Source organism: Auraticoccus monumenti (assembly GCF_900101785.1).
In the GTDB taxonomy this organism is placed as follows: Bacteria; Actinomycetota; Actinomycetes; order Propionibacteriales; family Propionibacteriaceae; genus Auraticoccus; species Auraticoccus monumenti.
In genome coordinates this window covers 2,428,949-2,442,944 of the sequence record NZ_LT629688.1, presented here as the reverse complement: position 1 = coordinate 2,442,944, position 13,996 = coordinate 2,428,949, and the positions used below count along the sequence as shown (strand labels likewise).

At 74.9% G+C, this 13,996-nt stretch carries 15 protein-coding genes; 3 read left to right on the top strand and 12 right to left on the bottom strand.

The window, feature by feature from the left end:
• Nucleotides 1-17: 17 nt before the first annotated feature.
• The 10 genes from BLT52_RS11290 to clpS all read right to left on the bottom strand — a co-directional run bounded on the left by BLT52_RS11290 (nucleotide 18) and on the right by clpS (nucleotide 7,510).
• A complete protein-coding gene (locus BLT52_RS11290) occupies nucleotides 18-932 on the bottom strand; it encodes a class II fructose-bisphosphate aldolase (protein ID WP_090593588.1) in 915 nt (304 codons plus the stop codon).
• Nucleotides 929-1,843 carry an ROK family protein gene (locus tag BLT52_RS11285; protein WP_157677086.1) on the bottom strand — a complete coding sequence of 305 codons (915 nt, stop codon included), beginning with the start codon at nucleotides 1,841-1,843 and terminating at the stop codon, nucleotides 929-931. Before BLT52_RS11285 ends, BLT52_RS11290 begins: the two co-directional genes overlap by 4 nt.
• On the bottom strand, nucleotides 1,840-2,361 hold the full coding sequence (locus BLT52_RS11280; protein WP_090593581.1) for a dihydrofolate reductase: 522 nt from the start codon (nucleotides 2,359-2,361) through the stop codon (nucleotides 1,840-1,842). The genes BLT52_RS11285 and BLT52_RS11280 overlap by 4 nt, the downstream gene beginning before the upstream one ends.
• Nucleotides 2,361-3,170 carry a thymidylate synthase gene (locus tag BLT52_RS11275; RefSeq protein ID WP_090593578.1) on the bottom strand — a complete coding sequence of 270 codons (810 nt, stop codon included), beginning with the start codon at nucleotides 3,168-3,170 and terminating at the stop codon, nucleotides 2,361-2,363. The genes BLT52_RS11280 and BLT52_RS11275 overlap by 1 nt, the downstream gene beginning before the upstream one ends.
• Nucleotides 3,167-3,790: an RdgB/HAM1 family non-canonical purine NTP pyrophosphatase gene (rdgB, locus tag BLT52_RS11270; RefSeq protein WP_090593575.1), complete on the bottom strand. Its 624-nt coding sequence runs from the start codon at nucleotides 3,788-3,790 to the stop codon at nucleotides 3,167-3,169. Before rdgB ends, BLT52_RS11275 begins: the two co-directional genes overlap by 4 nt.
• Entirely contained in the window at nucleotides 3,787-4,548 is a 762-nt protein-coding gene (gene rph / locus BLT52_RS11265) for a ribonuclease PH (protein WP_090593572.1), read from the bottom strand. The genes rdgB and rph overlap by 4 nt, the downstream gene beginning before the upstream one ends.
• A 412-nt stretch (nucleotides 4,549-4,960) precedes the next feature.
• Nucleotides 4,961-5,782 carry an MBL fold metallo-hydrolase gene (locus BLT52_RS11260; protein WP_231946272.1) on the bottom strand — a complete coding sequence of 274 codons (822 nt, stop codon included), beginning with the start codon at nucleotides 5,780-5,782 and terminating at the stop codon, nucleotides 4,961-4,963.
• Complete coding sequence (gene murI / locus BLT52_RS11255) at nucleotides 5,763-6,560, bottom strand: glutamate racemase (protein WP_090593569.1); 798 nt, start codon at nucleotides 6,558-6,560, stop codon at nucleotides 5,763-5,765. Before murI ends, BLT52_RS11260 begins: the two co-directional genes overlap by 20 nt.
• A 30-nt stretch (nucleotides 6,561-6,590) precedes the next feature.
• Complete coding sequence (locus tag BLT52_RS11250) at nucleotides 6,591-7,184, bottom strand: DUF2017 domain-containing protein (RefSeq protein WP_090593566.1); 594 nt, start codon at nucleotides 7,182-7,184, stop codon at nucleotides 6,591-6,593.
• Nucleotides 7,181-7,510, bottom strand: coding sequence for an ATP-dependent Clp protease adapter ClpS (gene clpS / locus BLT52_RS21435; protein WP_407922605.1), 330 nt, complete (start codon nucleotides 7,508-7,510; stop codon nucleotides 7,181-7,183). The genes BLT52_RS11250 and clpS overlap by 4 nt, the downstream gene beginning before the upstream one ends.
• Nucleotides 7,511-7,588: 78 nt before the next feature.
• Here clpS and BLT52_RS11245 point away from each other — a divergent pair, with 78 nt between their 5' ends.
• From BLT52_RS11245 to BLT52_RS11235, 3 genes are read left to right on the top strand one after another with little or no spacing between them, the layout of a single operon-like run.
• Complete coding sequence (locus BLT52_RS11245) at nucleotides 7,589-8,923, top strand: nicotinate phosphoribosyltransferase (RefSeq protein ID WP_269457549.1); 1,335 nt, start codon at nucleotides 7,589-7,591, stop codon at nucleotides 8,921-8,923.
• Between the two features lie 43 nt (nucleotides 8,924-8,966).
• The gene (locus BLT52_RS11240; protein ID WP_090593560.1) at nucleotides 8,967-9,548 is read left to right on the top strand and encodes an isochorismatase family protein; all 582 of its coding nucleotides are present in this window, start codon (nucleotides 8,967-8,969) and stop codon (nucleotides 9,546-9,548) included.
• 37 nt (nucleotides 9,549-9,585) lie between these two features.
• Complete coding sequence (locus tag BLT52_RS11235) at nucleotides 9,586-10,356, top strand: YqjF family protein (RefSeq protein ID WP_197679007.1); 771 nt, start codon at nucleotides 9,586-9,588, stop codon at nucleotides 10,354-10,356.
• Here the strand turns inward: BLT52_RS11235 and BLT52_RS11230 are convergent.
• Both BLT52_RS11230 and BLT52_RS11225 read right to left on the bottom strand, forming a co-directional pair.
• Nucleotides 10,281-12,098 carry a hypothetical protein gene (locus BLT52_RS11230; RefSeq protein ID WP_090593557.1) on the bottom strand — a complete coding sequence of 606 codons (1,818 nt, stop codon included), beginning with the start codon at nucleotides 12,096-12,098 and terminating at the stop codon, nucleotides 10,281-10,283. The genes BLT52_RS11235 and BLT52_RS11230 overlap by 76 nt on opposite strands.
• Nucleotides 12,098-13,786 (bottom strand): outer membrane protein assembly factor BamB family protein, encoded by a 1,689-nt coding sequence (locus BLT52_RS11225; protein WP_157677085.1) that lies wholly within the window; start codon nucleotides 13,784-13,786, stop codon nucleotides 12,098-12,100. The genes BLT52_RS11230 and BLT52_RS11225 overlap by 1 nt, the downstream gene beginning before the upstream one ends.
• Between the last annotated feature and the right edge of the window lie 210 nt (nucleotides 13,787-13,996).

Here is a 13,996-nt window from a genome sequence, read left to right as displayed (position 1 = left end):
TCGGTGCGCGGGCGAGTCTATTCGGCCGACCCCGCCCGACCCCGGCTGTACAGGCGCAGCAGGCGCGTCGCCTCGTCCTCGACGGCCTGGCGGCCCGGCGCGAGCCACTTGCGGGGGTCGACCGGAGGCTTCTCCTGCACCAGCACCTCGCGCACCGCGGCCGTCATCACCTGGTTGAGGTGGGTGGAGACGTTGATCTTGGTCATCCCCGCCTCGATCGCGGCCAGCATCCCCTCGTCGCTGACCCCCGACGACCCGTGCAGCACCAGCGGCACCGTGAGCCGGGCGGCCAGCGCGGCCACCAGCTCGGTGTCCAGCACCGCGTCGCGGGTGGTCATGGCGTGCGAGGAGCCGACGGCCACCGCGAGCAGGTCGACCCCGGTGGCCTCGACGAAGGCGGCGGCCTCGTCGGGGTCGGTGCGCGCCCCGGGTGCGTGCACCCCGTCCTTGCCGCCGACCTCACCGAGCTCGGCCTCGACCACCACCCCGGCGGCGTGGCAGTGGGCCACCATCTCCGCCGTGGTGGCCACGTTGGTGTCGTAGTCCAGGTGCGAGCCGTCGTACATCACGGAGTGGACGCCCAGCTCGACCGCCCGCCGCACCAGGTCGGTGTCCTCGGCGTGGTCCAGGTGCACCACCACCGGCACCGTCGCGGCACGGGCCACGGCCAGCGTCGCGGCCAGCACCGGCTCCAGCGCGCCGTGGTACCGCACCGCGTTCTGGCTGATCTGCAGCACCACCGGACGACCGGCCGCCTCCGCGGCGCGCACCAGGGCGGTCGCGTGCTCGAGCTGGATGACGTTGAACGCCCCCAGCCCGACCCGCTGCCCGGCAGCCTCCCGGGCCAGCGCGGCCAGGTCGTGCCGCTCCGCACCCGACGTCTCCTGCTCGTGGCGGCGCACCAGACCCGCCGGCTCCTGCGCTGTGCTCATGCCGCTCCCTCTGCTCGTCCCGCCCCCAGGGCCAGCGCCGCGCTGCCCATCGCCCCCGCCCACGACCCCAGCCGTGCCGCCGTGACCGGCGGCGCGTCGAAGAGCACCAGCCGACGGTCGATCTCGCTCCGCAGCGGCCGCAGCACGGCGTCCCCGGCCTTGCTCAGCCCGCCGCCGACCACCACCGGCACCGGCCCGACCAGAGCGAGCTGGCAGGCCAGCACGTCGGCCAGCACCTCCACCGCGTCGGCGATCACCTCAGCGGCCACCGGGTCCTCCTGCTCGGCGGCCTGGAAGACCTCGAGGCTGCCGGCGGCCGTCCGGCCCGAGCGCTCGGACCAGCGTCGGGCGATGGCCGAGGCCGAGGCGACCTGCTCCAGCAGCACCGGCTGGCCCGAGTCCGGGTCGGGGACCAGCACGTGGCCGCTCTCCCCCGCGTACCCGCCGGCGACCACCGGCCGCCCGTCCAGCACGAGCGCGGTGGCGATGCCGGTGCCCACCGCCACGAACATCATCGAGGCCGACCCCGCCGCCGCTCCCCAGCGCAGCTCGGCCAGCCCGCCGGCCCGCACGTCGTGGCCGAGCAGGGCGGGACGTCCCAGCCGCTCGGCCAGCTGCGCGGCCAGCGGGGCGTCGCGCCAGCCGAGGTTGGTGGAGTGCACCGCCACCCCACGGGTGTCGTCGACGATGCCGGGCACGCACAACGCCACCGCGGGCTCCAGCACGGTGCCCGCCGGGACCGCCGCCTCCAGGGTCACCACCACGGCGGCCAGGGAGTCCATCAGCCCCACCGCCTGCGGTGGGGTCGGCACCTCGGCCCGGGCCAGGATCTGCCCGTCGTCGTCGCAGACCACCGCCTTGGTGGCCGTCCCGCCGACGTCGAGGCCGATCGCGGCGCGCGGCTGACTCACTGGTGCTCCTCCTGATCCGGCGTCCGCTCCCAGCGGACGTAGCTGTGGCCCTCGTGCGGCTCCCGCGACACCTCGACCCACCCCGGACCGATCTCGGGGAAGGTGACGTCGCCGTCGGGCTCGAGGTCGATCTCGGTCAGCTCCAGCACGGTCGTCCAGGGCCACAGCAGCCGGTACACCTCGCCGCCACCGGCCACGAAGGTCGTGCCGGGGTGGCCGGCGGCCACCTCCAGCGCCTCCTCCGGCGTGCCCACCACGTCGACCCGGTCGGCGTGCTCGGGCGCGGGCGCCCAGCCGGGGCCGCGGGACAGGACCACGGTGCGACGGCCGGGCAGCGGGCGTCCGATGGACTCGTAGGTGCGCCGGCCCATCACCAGCACGCCGCCCATGGTGAGCCGCTTGAAGCGGGCCTGCTCACCGGGCACGTGCCAGGGGATGTCGGGGCCGTTGCCGATGACGCCGTTGCGCGCCACGGCGGCGACCGCGACCACCGCGCGGTCCGGGGAGGGGGAGGTCATCAGACGGCGATCGGGGCCTTGATGCCCGGGTGCGGGTCGTAGCCCTCGACCCGGATCGAGTCCAGCGTGAAGGCGTCGATGTCGGTGACCTCGGGGTCCAGCCACAGGGTGGGCAGCGGTCGCGGCTCCCGCGTCAGCTGCAGCTCGGCCTGCTCCAGGTGGTTCAGGTAGAGGTGAGCGTCACCGAGGGTGTGCACGAAGTCGCCGACCTGGAGCCCGGTCACCTGGGCCACCATGTGCGTCAGCAGCGCGTAGGAGGCGATGTTGAACGGCACCCCGAGGAAGACGTCGGCCGAGCGCTGGTACAGCTGGCAGGACAGTCGCCCCGGTCCGTCGGGGTCGGGGGCGACGTAGAACTGGAACAGGGTGTGGCAGGGCGGCAGCGCCATGTCGTCGAGCGCGGCGACGTTCCAGGCGCTCACCACGTGCCGACGCGAGTCCGGGTTGGTGCGGATGCCCTCGACCACGGCCCTGATCTGGTCGATGGTGCCGCCGTCGCCGTCGGGCCAGCTGCGCCACTGGTGGCCGTAGACCGGTCCGAGCTCGCCGTCGGCGTCGGCCCACTCGTCCCAGATGGAGATCCTCTGCTCGTGCAGCCACGCCACGTTGGTCGCACCCTGCAGGAACCACAGCAGCTCGCCGAAGACCGAGCGGGTGTGCACCTTCTTGGTGGTGACCAGCGGGAAGCCGGCCGAGAGGTCGAAGCGCATCTGGTGCCCGAAGACGCTGCGGGTGCCGGTGCCGGTGCGGTCGCCCTTGACGACGCCCTCACGCAGCACGCGCTCCACCAGCTCGAGATAGGCCTTCACCTGCGATCCCCTCCTGCTCCCAGCACCGTCGACAACGTCGAGGCCATCGCCCGGACGGCCTGACCGCGGTGGCTGACCGCGTCCTTCTCCGCCGGCTCCAGCTCGGCCGCGGTGCTCCCGCCGGCGCCCTCGGGCAGGAAGACCGGGTCGTAGCCGAAGCCATTCTCTCCCACCGGGGCGGTGGCCAGCCGACCTTCCCAGACGCGGCGCTCGACGTGCTCGGTGCCGTCGGGCAGCACCAGCGCCAGCGCGCAGACGAAGCGGGCTCCGCGCTCCCCGGCGGGGACGTCGTCGACCTGGCGCAGCAGCAGCTCCAGGTTGGCGCGGTCGTCGCCGTGCACCCCCGCCCAGCGGGCCGAGCGGACCCCCGGCATGCCGTTCAGCACGTCCACCTCGAGTCCGGAGTCGTCGGCCAGCGCCGGCAGACCGGTGGCGGCCACGCAGGCCCGGGCCTTGAGCAGCGCGTTGCCCTCGAAGCTCCGCTCGGTCTCGGCCGGCTCGGGGTAGGGGTCGACGTCGGCCAGGGCGAGCACCTCGACGTCGCCGCCCACCACCCGGCGGAGCTCGGCCAGCTTCTTGGCGTTGTTGGTGGCCAGCACCACCCGGGGCGGGGTGGTCACCGGCTGGGAGGGGTGGCGTCGAGCGCCGTGCGCTGCAGCGCGGCGAGCTGGGCGCAGCCGGCCACCCCGAGGTCGAGCAGCTGGTCCATCACGGCCCGGTCGAAGGGCTGGCCCTCGGCCGTGCCCTGCACCTCGACGAAGCGCCCGGTGCCGTCCACCACCACGTTGAGGTCGACCTCGGCCGAGGAGTCCTCGGTGTAGTTGAGGTCGAGCACCGGGGCGCCGTCGACCACGCCGACCGAGACGGCCTGGACCGAGCCCAGCAGCGGCTCACCGGCCAGGGCACCCAGCCCGGCCAGGTGCGCGCAGGCGTCCTCGAGGGCCACGTAGGCGCCGGTGATGGCGGCGGTGCGGGTGCCGCCGTCGGCCTGGAGCACGTCGCAGTCCAGCTGGATGGTGTTCTCGCCGAGGGCCTTGTAGTCGATCACGGCGCGCAGGCTGCGCCCGATCAGCCGGCTGATCTCGTGCGTCCGCCCGCCGATGCGGCCCTTGACCGACTCGCGGTCCGAGCGGGTGTGGGTGGCCCGCGGCAGCATCGCGTACTCCGCGGTGACCCAGCCCAGCCCGCTGCCCCGACGCCAGCGCGGGACGCCCTCGCTGACGCTGGCCGCGATCAGCACCCGGGTGGCCCCGAACTCGACCAGCACCGAGCCCTCGGCGTGGTCCAGCCAGCCGCGGGTGAAGCGCACCTCGCGCAGCTGGTCGGGAGCGCGCCCGTCAGGACGCACGGACGGGCTCTGCGGGGTGGCGGAGGTCATGGTCGGAGCCTATCGGTGCCGGTCGGAGGCCCGAGCCCACGACCGGTGCTGCCGAGGCGGACTCCGAGGGTCAGTCACCCGGACCCGCAGCCCCGTGGCGCCCACCAGGCCGGCCAGACGCCGGGGAACGGATTGTGCCGGTCCGTCACCCGGACGCGCAGTCCCGTCCCGGGTCAGCACTGGGCTGAACGGTCCTCGCGGTGCGACTGACCGACGAGATCCGCTGGCCGCCCGGCCACGACCGTTCAGCGCCGCAGCCGGAGGTCCCGGTGCAGGCCGGGGAATGGGAGGGAGGACGGATTCTGCGGGTCGGTCAGCCGTCAGGCAGCGGCATCCCGCGGCACGACTGCGGCGTCGGGGCCCCGCCGGACGACTGACCACCGAAATCCGTCTCCCCGACCGACCGGCGGGATCAACCCAACGGGTGCGCGCGCCCCCCGCGGACCCCCAGCCGGAGCCCGGACCGCGCCGCCACCACCTCGGCGCCCAGCCGTGCCGACGCCTCGGCACGGAAGGCCTCGACGTCGAACCAGGGCGAGACGTGGGTGAGCACCGTGGTGCCGGCACCGCTGCGCCGGGCCAGCTCGGCCACCTCGGGAGGGGTCAGGTGCACGCCGGGCGTGGCCTCGACCCCGCTCGGGTGACCCGCCTCGGCCAGCAGCAGCCCCGTGCCCGTGGCCAGCCCGACCAGCTCGTCGGACCAGGCCGTGTCACCGGTGAAGGTGAGCGACTCCCCACCCCACTCGACCCGGACCGCGTAGGCCTCGACCGGGTGCACCACCCGCACGGTGCGCACCGTGAACGGCCCGACCTGCTGCTCCGGCGCCCACGGGGTGGCCGGCCAGCGGGCGGCGAAGGCGTCGACGTCGGCCTCGTCCACCTCGTACATCCGACCCAGCCGGCGGGAGGTGCCCGCCGGTCCGTACAGCGCGGTGCGGAACGGCGCGCCGGGTGAGTAGTGGGCGGCGACGTGGAAGGACCCGAAGTCCCCGCAGTGGTCGGCGTGCAGGTGGCTGAACCCGATCGCGGTCACCGCGGCCGCGTCGACGTACCGGGTCAGCGCGCCGAACGCCCCCGGTCCGAGGTCGAGGACCAGGCTGGCCACGCCGTCCCCGTCCGGCGCCTGCACCAGGTAGCAGGACGCCGGTGAGTCCGGACCCGACGCCGACCCGGTGCAGCCGACCACGGTCAGCTCCAGACCCTCGACGACGCGATCAGCTGAACTGGCGGACATGCCCCACCCACTCCCCGACGAGCCGGCGGCCGATCCCGGCGAAGGCGTCCGGGGCCCCGGTGGTGATGAACTCGTGCCGGCCCAGGCGTCCGGGCTCGGCGCGGAGCAGCCCGGCGCCCAGCAGCGTCGCGTAGGTGTGGTCGGCGCCCTCGTCCGCACTGGAGACCAAGGTCACCTCCGGACCGAGCAGGTAGGAGATGACGCCGGTCAGCAGCGGGTAGTGGGTGCAGCCGAGCACCAGCGTGTCCACGCCGGCGGCCCGCACCGGGGCCAGGTACTCCTCGGCCACCGCCAGCAGCTCCGGGCCGCTGGTGACACCGGCCTCGATGAGCTCCACGAACCTCGGGCAGGCCTGGGTGGTGATCTCGACCGGGGCCACCCCCAGCGCGTCGGCGTAGGCGCCGGAGGAGGCGGTGGCCTCGGTGCAGATGACCCCGATCCGGCGGTTGCGGGTGGTCCGGGCGGCGCGGCGGGCGGCCGGCAGGATGACGTCGACCACCGGCACGTCGTAGCGCTGGCGGGCGTCGCGCAGCATCGCCGAGGAGGCGGAGTTGCAGGCGATCACCATCGCCTTGACCCCCTGCTCGGCCAGGTGGTCCAGGCACTCCAGCGCGTACTCGCGGACGACGTCGATCGGCAGCGGCCCGTACGGCGCGCGAGCCGTGTCGCCGAGGTACAGCAGGTCCTCCGAGGGCAGCTGGTCCACCAGCGCCCGCGCCACGGTCAGGCCGCCGAAACCGGAGTCGAAGACGCCGATCGGCGCGTCGGTAGGGCTCACGGGAGGCACGCTACCGCCGGAGCCGCCCCGTCAGAGGGCGGCGACCAGCGTCTCCTGGGCGAAGGCCAGCCACTCGTAGACCCCGTACATGAACGCGCGCGGGTCGTCGTCGGGCAGCTGGGACAGCTCCTCCCCGCTCTCGGCGTCGGTGATCTGCAGCCGGGTGGCGATGCTGAGCCGGAGGTTGGTCAGCGTCTTCAGCCAGGCGTCGGCCTCGGCCAGGGGCACCCGGACCGGGTCCCGGCCGTCGCGGCTGGCGGCCAGCGCGGCCAGCACCGTCCGGGCGGCGTCGATCTTGGCGGTGCGGGCGTCCCGCTCGGTGTAGCGGCGGAAGTCCGCCGAGGCCTGCGGGTCGTGGGGGTAGGCGTTGGGGAAGAGCCGTTGCAGCACCGGGTCGTCGGGGACCTCGGGCTGGTCCGGCTCCTCGGCCAGGTCGCGCTCCCACATCGCGAAGGGGTCGTCGACGTCGGCCGTCGGCGGCTGGGGGGCCGGCTCGGAGCCCGGGGGGTGCTCGTGCTCGGTCAGCAGCTCCACCAGCTGCTCGGTCAGGGACGCGAGCAGCTGCACCTCCTCGGGCTCGAAGGAGGCCACCACCTGCTTGCGGCGACGCTCGAAGCGCCTCACTCCGACCGGTCCAGGGTGGCCCACAGGCCGAAGTCGTGCATGGCGTTGACGTCGCGCTCCATCGCCTCGCGGCTGCCGCTGGAGACCACGGCCCTGCCCTCGGTGTGGACCATCATCATCAGCTTCTCGGCCTTCTCCCGCGGGTACTTGAAGTACTCGGTGAACACGTGGGCGACGTAGGACATCAGGTTCACCGGGTCGTCCCAGACGATGGTCACCCAGGGGGTCTGGGCCAGCGAGGACAGGTCGGGACGCTCGACCACGGCCGTCCCTCCCCCGGGCGCTGGTGCGGCAGGTGCGCCACCGGGTTCCGACATGCCGCCCATTCTGGCAAACGGTGCCGCAGGGTCCAACCGTCCGGGCGCGGGTGCGGGGGGCGCGCCCGGCGTGCCACAGTGAGCGTCGTGCTCCCCACCGCGCTGCTGACCGACCAGTACGAGCTGACCATGGTGCGTGCCGCCCTCGCCGCGGGCACCGCCGACCGCCGTTCGGTCTTCGAGCTCTTCCCCCGCCGCCTCCCCGACGGTCGCCGCTACGGCGTGGTGGCCGGGGTGGGCCGGGCCCTGGACGCGATCGAGCGGTTCCGCTTCGACGAGGAGGCGATCGACTTCCTCCGCGGCCGGGACGTGGTCGACGACGCCACCGCGGAGTGGCTGGCGGGCTACCGGTTCTCCGGCGACGTGTGGGGCTACCCGGAGGGCGAGATCTACTTCCCCGGCTCCCCGCTGGTGGTGGTGGAGGGCGGGTTCGCCGAGGCGGTGCTGCTGGAGACCGTGCTGCTCAGCATCTACAACCACGACTGCGCGATCGCCTCCGCGGCCTCGCGGATGACGGCGGTGGCCGAGGGCCGTCCCTGCATCGAGATGGGCTCGCGACGGACCCAGGAGCGCTCGGCGGTGGCGGCCGCCCGCGCCGCCTGGGTGGCCGGGTTCACCGCCACCTCCAACCTGGAGGCCGGGCGCCGCTGGGACATCCCCACCCGAGGCACCGCGGCGCACTCCTTCACCCTGCTGCACGACTCCGAGGCCGACGCCTTCCGCGCGCAGCTGGCCGCCCTCGGCGAGGAGACCACCCTGCTGGTGGACACCTACGACGTGGAGCAGGCGATCCGCACCGGGGTCGAGCTCACCTCCGGCCGGCTGGGCGCGGTCCGGCTGGACTCCGGCGACCTGCCGGTGATGGCCCGCAACGTCCGGGCCCTGCTGGACTCCCTGGGCGCCACCAGCACCCGGATCATCGTCACCTCCGACCTCGACGAGTGGAACATCGCGGCCCTGGCCAGCGCCCCGGTCGACGGCTACGGCGTCGGCACCGCGCTGGTCACCGGCAGCGGGCACCCGACCAGCGGCTTCGTCTACAAGCTGGTGGCCCGGGCCACCGACGCCGACCCGGCCTCACCGCTGGTCCCGGTGGCCAAGAAGAGCACCGACAAGATCTCGGTCGGGGGCCGCAAGCACGCCCTGCGCCGCCTGGACGCCGACGGCGTGGCCGAGGCCGAGGTGATCGGGGTGGGTGCCCCGCCCCAGGGCGACGCGAACGACCGCCCGCTGCTGGTGGAGCTGGTCCGGGGCGGAGAGGTGGTGGGCGCCGAGCCGCTGGACGCCGCCCGCGAGCGCCACCTGCGCAGCCGCTCGGAGCTGCCGCTGGAGGCTCTCAAGATGTCGCGCGGGGAGCCGGCCATCGAGACCCTGTGGCTGGAGGCCGACGGCGACGCCCAGGCGAACCCCTTCCAGCACTGACCCGCTGCGCCGGCAGGCGTCCCGGGAGGAGCAGACTGGCGCCATGGCGAGAGCACTGGTCGTGGTGGACGTGCAGAACGACTTCTGCGAGGGCGGGGCGCTGGGCGTGGCCGGCGGCAGCTCGGTGGCCTCGGCCGTCGCGGTGCTGCTGGGCGGGGCGCACGGCTACGACGCGGTGGTCGCCACCCGTGACCACCACATCGACCCCGGCGACCACTTCTCCGACACGCCGGACTTCGTCGACAGCTGGCCCCCGCACTGCGTGGTGGGGACCTCCGGGGTCGAGCTGCACCCGGCGCTGGCGGGGGTGGCCCTGGACGCCGTCTTCGACAAGGGCGAGTACGAGGCGGCCTACTCCGGTTTCGAGGGCCGCAGCGCCGACGGGGAGACCCTGGCGGCCTGGCTGACCGAGCGGGGCGTCACCGAGGTCGACGTCTGCGGGATCGCCACCGACTACTGCGTCCGGGCCACCGCGCTGGACGCCGTCGTGGCCGGCTTCGCCACCACCGTCCTGGTCGACCTGACCGCGGCCGTGCACCCCGACGGCGTGGACGAGACCCTGACCCGGCTGGCCGCCTCCGACGTGGTCGTCGGTCCCGCCCCGGTCGCCCCTCCGGCGGGGTAGCACGCGCCCGTTGGGGGATCCGGGCCAGACTGGCCGGGTGCCGCCGTCCCCGCTCCACCCGATCAGCGCCCAGGCCCCGCCGCTCGCCGGCCGGGCCCTCCTGGCCCAGCGCTGGGAGCACCTCTTCTTCGTGCACTGGCGGGTCGACCCGGACCTGGTGGCCCCGCTGCTGCCGCCGGGGACCCGTCCCGACGTCGTCGACGGCGCCTCCTGGGTGGGGCTCATCCCGTTCCGGCTGACCCGGGCCCGCGTCGGCCCGAGCCCCGCGCTGCCCTGGGTGGGCAGCTTCGCCGAGACCAACGTCCGGCTGTACGCGGTGGACGACTCCGGCCGCCGCGGCGTGGTGTTCGCCTCGCTGGAGGCCGAGCGGCTGGCGTTCGTGCTCGGCGCGCGGCTGGTGCTGGGGCTGCCCTACACCTGGGCGCGGATGACGATCCGCACCGACGGGGACCGCTGGGAGTTCGAGAGCCGGCGACGCTGGCCGGGGCCCGGTCACCCGCGGACCCGCCTGGTGCTGAGGACGACCCCCGAGCCGGTGGTGGACGACCCGACCACCACCTTCCTGACCGCCCGGTGGGGGCTGCACACCTCCCACCTCGGGCGGACCCTCTGGCTGCCCAACGAGCACGAGCCCTGGGCGCTGCGCCGGGCCGAGCTGCTGGAGCTCGACGACGAGCTGGTGGCCGCGGCCGGGCTGCCCGGGCTGACCGAGCGCGCCCCTGACTCGGTGCTCTACTCCCCCGGGGTCAGCACGCGGTTCGGGCTCGCCGGTCCCGGCACGTCGGGCCCGCCCGCCTCCACCGCGTAGCGGGTCCGTCCCAGGTGGTCCCCGACGGAGTCGTCCTCGGTGGGGAGCACCGGCGCCCGGTCGGCGTGCAGCACCTGCCACAGGCACCCCAGCACCGCCGCCAGGTACAGCGGCGTGCCGAGCACGTGGTCGCCGAAGACGGTGAACCCCGTGACGTCGGTGACCCCGCCGGAGGACCGGCCCAGCGCCACGAACGCCAGCGACGACACCGCGAGCAGGGCGTTGGCCCAGAAGAACAGCACCCGGGTGGGCAGCGGGAAGGCGGCGCTGCCGGAGTGGGTCCAGCCGGCGTCGGTGAGCAGCCGCCAGAGCAGCCCGAACAGGGTCAGCGCCACCGCCGAGGCCCCCAGCACCAGCCCGACCGGATCGGCGAGCACCTGCCGGAACACGTAGCAGCCGGACAGCGCGAGCACCAGCATCAGCGCGGTCAGGCGTCGTGCGGTGAGCTGGCGGGCGACGGCGAAGGCGACCAGCAGCAGCACGGCCAGGACGATGACGTCGGCCGCCAGCGCGTCGTCGGTGCGGGGGAAGGAGACCCGCGACCCGCTCAGCACCCCGATCACGTTGGGCAGCAGCAGCGCCGCGAAGGAGACCAGCAGCAGCGGCCGGGCGTGCTCACCCCGGCGGGCCCAGCGCAGGGCCAGCGCGACCGCCACCAGCACCATCAGCAGCCTGAGCAGCCCCACCGACTGGCTCGAGGTCAGCCAGAGCACCAGCGCGTCCAGCGCCCCGCCGCCCGGGTGACCAGCAGCCGTGGCGACCACCTGGACGGCGACCGCGACGACGGAGGGCAGCAGCAAGGCGCAGGACCCCACGGCGAGCGGGACCAGCAGCCGGGGCCAGGCGGCGACGAGCTCGTCGGGGGCGACCTGGTCGTCCACCGGGCGCCACGGCGCGCGGAGCAGCACCAGGGCCGTCACGGCGAGCAGAAGCGGGACCGCGGAGGTGAGCAGGGCCCACCGGTCCTCCCGCAGCCGCCAGGCCACCCCGGCCAGCCCCACCACGACCAGCGCGACCGCCAGCGCGCGCCAGACCGGACGGGGGGCGTCGTCGCGGACCAGCCGCAGACCCCAGCCGGCGGCGGCCACCGCGATCTCCACCAGGGCCGCCCCGCCGATCATCAGGGCCGGGATGGCCAGGGGGCTCAGGAGGACGAACAGCTGGGTGACGCTGAGCACCCGGGAGTCGAAGCCCAGCTGGCGCTGCCCACCCTGGGTCATCAGCAGCGGGACGACGAGCCCGAGGACCACCAGCCCCGTGACCAGCGCGAACTCGAACCAGGCGAAGGAGCGTCGGCGCCGGACCAGGATGAGCACGAGCAGGCCGGTCAGCGCGGTCAAGGTCACCAGCAGGACGCCGGGACCGGCGGTCGGGAAGCTGAGGACCCCGACCAGGACCAGCTGGACGCCGACCAGCACCGTGATGGCGGTGGTGGCCCAGCGGTGGGCGTGCAGCCCGGACGTGAAGGCCAGCGAGAGCGCCAGGGTCACGAGCAGGAGCAACGGCGCCAGAGCGAGGTCGGGCAGCGTGTCGCCCTCGGTGGAGGTGGCCAGGTCGTCGAGGCGGCGCAGCGGTCCGGCCGCGACGACCAGGAGGCCGGCGAGCAGGTAGCCGCCCAGGGCGACGCCGACGACCGGACCGAGCCCCCGCGGCCAGCCCTGCGCCCTGACCCGCCCGCGACGGACCGGCTGCACGAGGACCAGCCCGACCAGCTCGACCACGAACCGCCGGAGCCAGCCCATCAGGGACCCACCCAGGTGGGGACGCCGTCGGTGCCGAGGAACCACATCCCGCTCGCACCCGTCGCGACGTGGAGGTAGTTCTCCTGCGCCTCGGGCAGACCGGGGACGGTGGTCACCGGCACCCCCGACTGGTCCAGGACGACCAGCTCGTCGTCCTTCGCCACCGTGACGAACCCGTCCACGGCCACGATGCCGTCACTGGTCCCGGGCTCCCGCCAGCGCGGCATGCCGTCGACCACGGACAGGCCGACCACCTCGTCGTCGGTCCGCAGCACGACCAGGTCGTCGACCACCTGCAGCTGCTCGGGACCGTCCAGCCCAGGTCGTCGCCACCGGGTGGACCCGTCGGCGACCGCCAACGCGTGACGGTCGAACTCGGAGTCGACCAGCACGACGGTGTCGTCGCTGCAGGCCACCTCCAGCACCTGCTCGGGCGGGCGGACGCTCCAGCGGCGGGACCCGTCCCCCAGGTCGAACGCCGTCACCGACGGCGCGGAGTCGGCGACCACCGCGACGTCGCCGCAGCGGGACAGGGACCCCTTGAGGTCGGCACCCACCGACGCCTGCCAGCGGACCGCGCCCGTGGCGATGTCGACCGCCGTCACCGTGCCGGACTGGTCGGCGGTCAGCAGCGTCCGGTCGTCGGCGCGCACCAGGTCACGGACCACCACGTCGTCCAGGTCCAGGGTCCACCGTCGGAACCCGTCCCGGTCGTAGGCCACCAGCTGGCGCCGGGTGGTCCCCGCCACCACCACCTCCCCGAACGCCGCGGTCGTCGTGACGCTGCCACCGGGGTGGGCCAGCCAGCGCCAGCCGAACCCGTCTCCGTCGGGCTCGAGAGCCAGGACGTCGCCGCCGCTGGTCGGCGTCAGCACCGGACCCGAGTCCGTCGGCAGCTCCGGCGCACGAGGGACCACGAGGGGCGAGGGGGTGTCGAAGCGGAGGAAGGGTCGCCGCTGGGCCGTCCACCCCTCGGGTGACCAGCTGACCGGCGGGGAGACGGTGTCCACCGGCTCCAGACCGGCGTGCTCGGCGACCGTGCCCTCCAGCGGGTGCCAGCTCTCCCCGGGCAGCTGCTGGGCGACCACGCCCTCACCGCGGCACCAGGTGAGCACGGTGTCGTAGGCGTCGGAGCCCTCGACCCGGAAGCTGGAGCTGACGTCGAGGCAGTGCGGGCCCACGCCCGAGGCCGCGGCGGAGGCGTCGAGGACGTAGTCCCCGACGGACGCGCGGTCGCGCAGGACGTCGTGCACGACGCCCGAGGAGCTCCACCGCTGGCCGGCCCGCAGGTCGGCCGGCAGCACCAGGGCCGAGGGGGTCAGGGCCACGGCGCTCGACCCGTCGCGACGGACCCACTCGTGCAGCCCGGACTCCTCCAGCGAGCGGAGCGTGTGGGTGACGGATCCCGCGGTCCCGTCGCGTCGGTGCTCGGTCACGCGCACCCAGCTCCGCTCGACCGCGGTCTCGTCGACGGAGAACACGTCGAGGAACTCCTCGGGGCCGGACTGCAGCGCCTGCGCCCCGGGCTGGCGCGCGGTCTCGACGGTCATCAGACCCCCCGTGGCGGAGCCCAGAGCGGCCGAGTGCCCGTCCTCGGGCACCATCGCCGACGCGGCGTGGTCGGGCGAGGGGTCGGGGTAGACCATGGCGGCGGCGCTGAGCAGCCCCAGCACGAGGGCGGTCACCACGGCCCCGACCACCGGGGGCGCGCGCCGGACCGGGCGGGGTGGACGAGGGGGCGGCTGGGGCGGACCCCACGGCCGGGTCGGGGTCCCGTGCTGGGGCGGGGCCCACTGCTGGGGCGGACCCCACTGCGAGGGCGGGGCCCACTGCTGGGCTGGCGCCCCGGGCTCCGGCGGCGGCTGCCCTGGCCCCGGGCGTTCCCCGGGCGGCGGCAG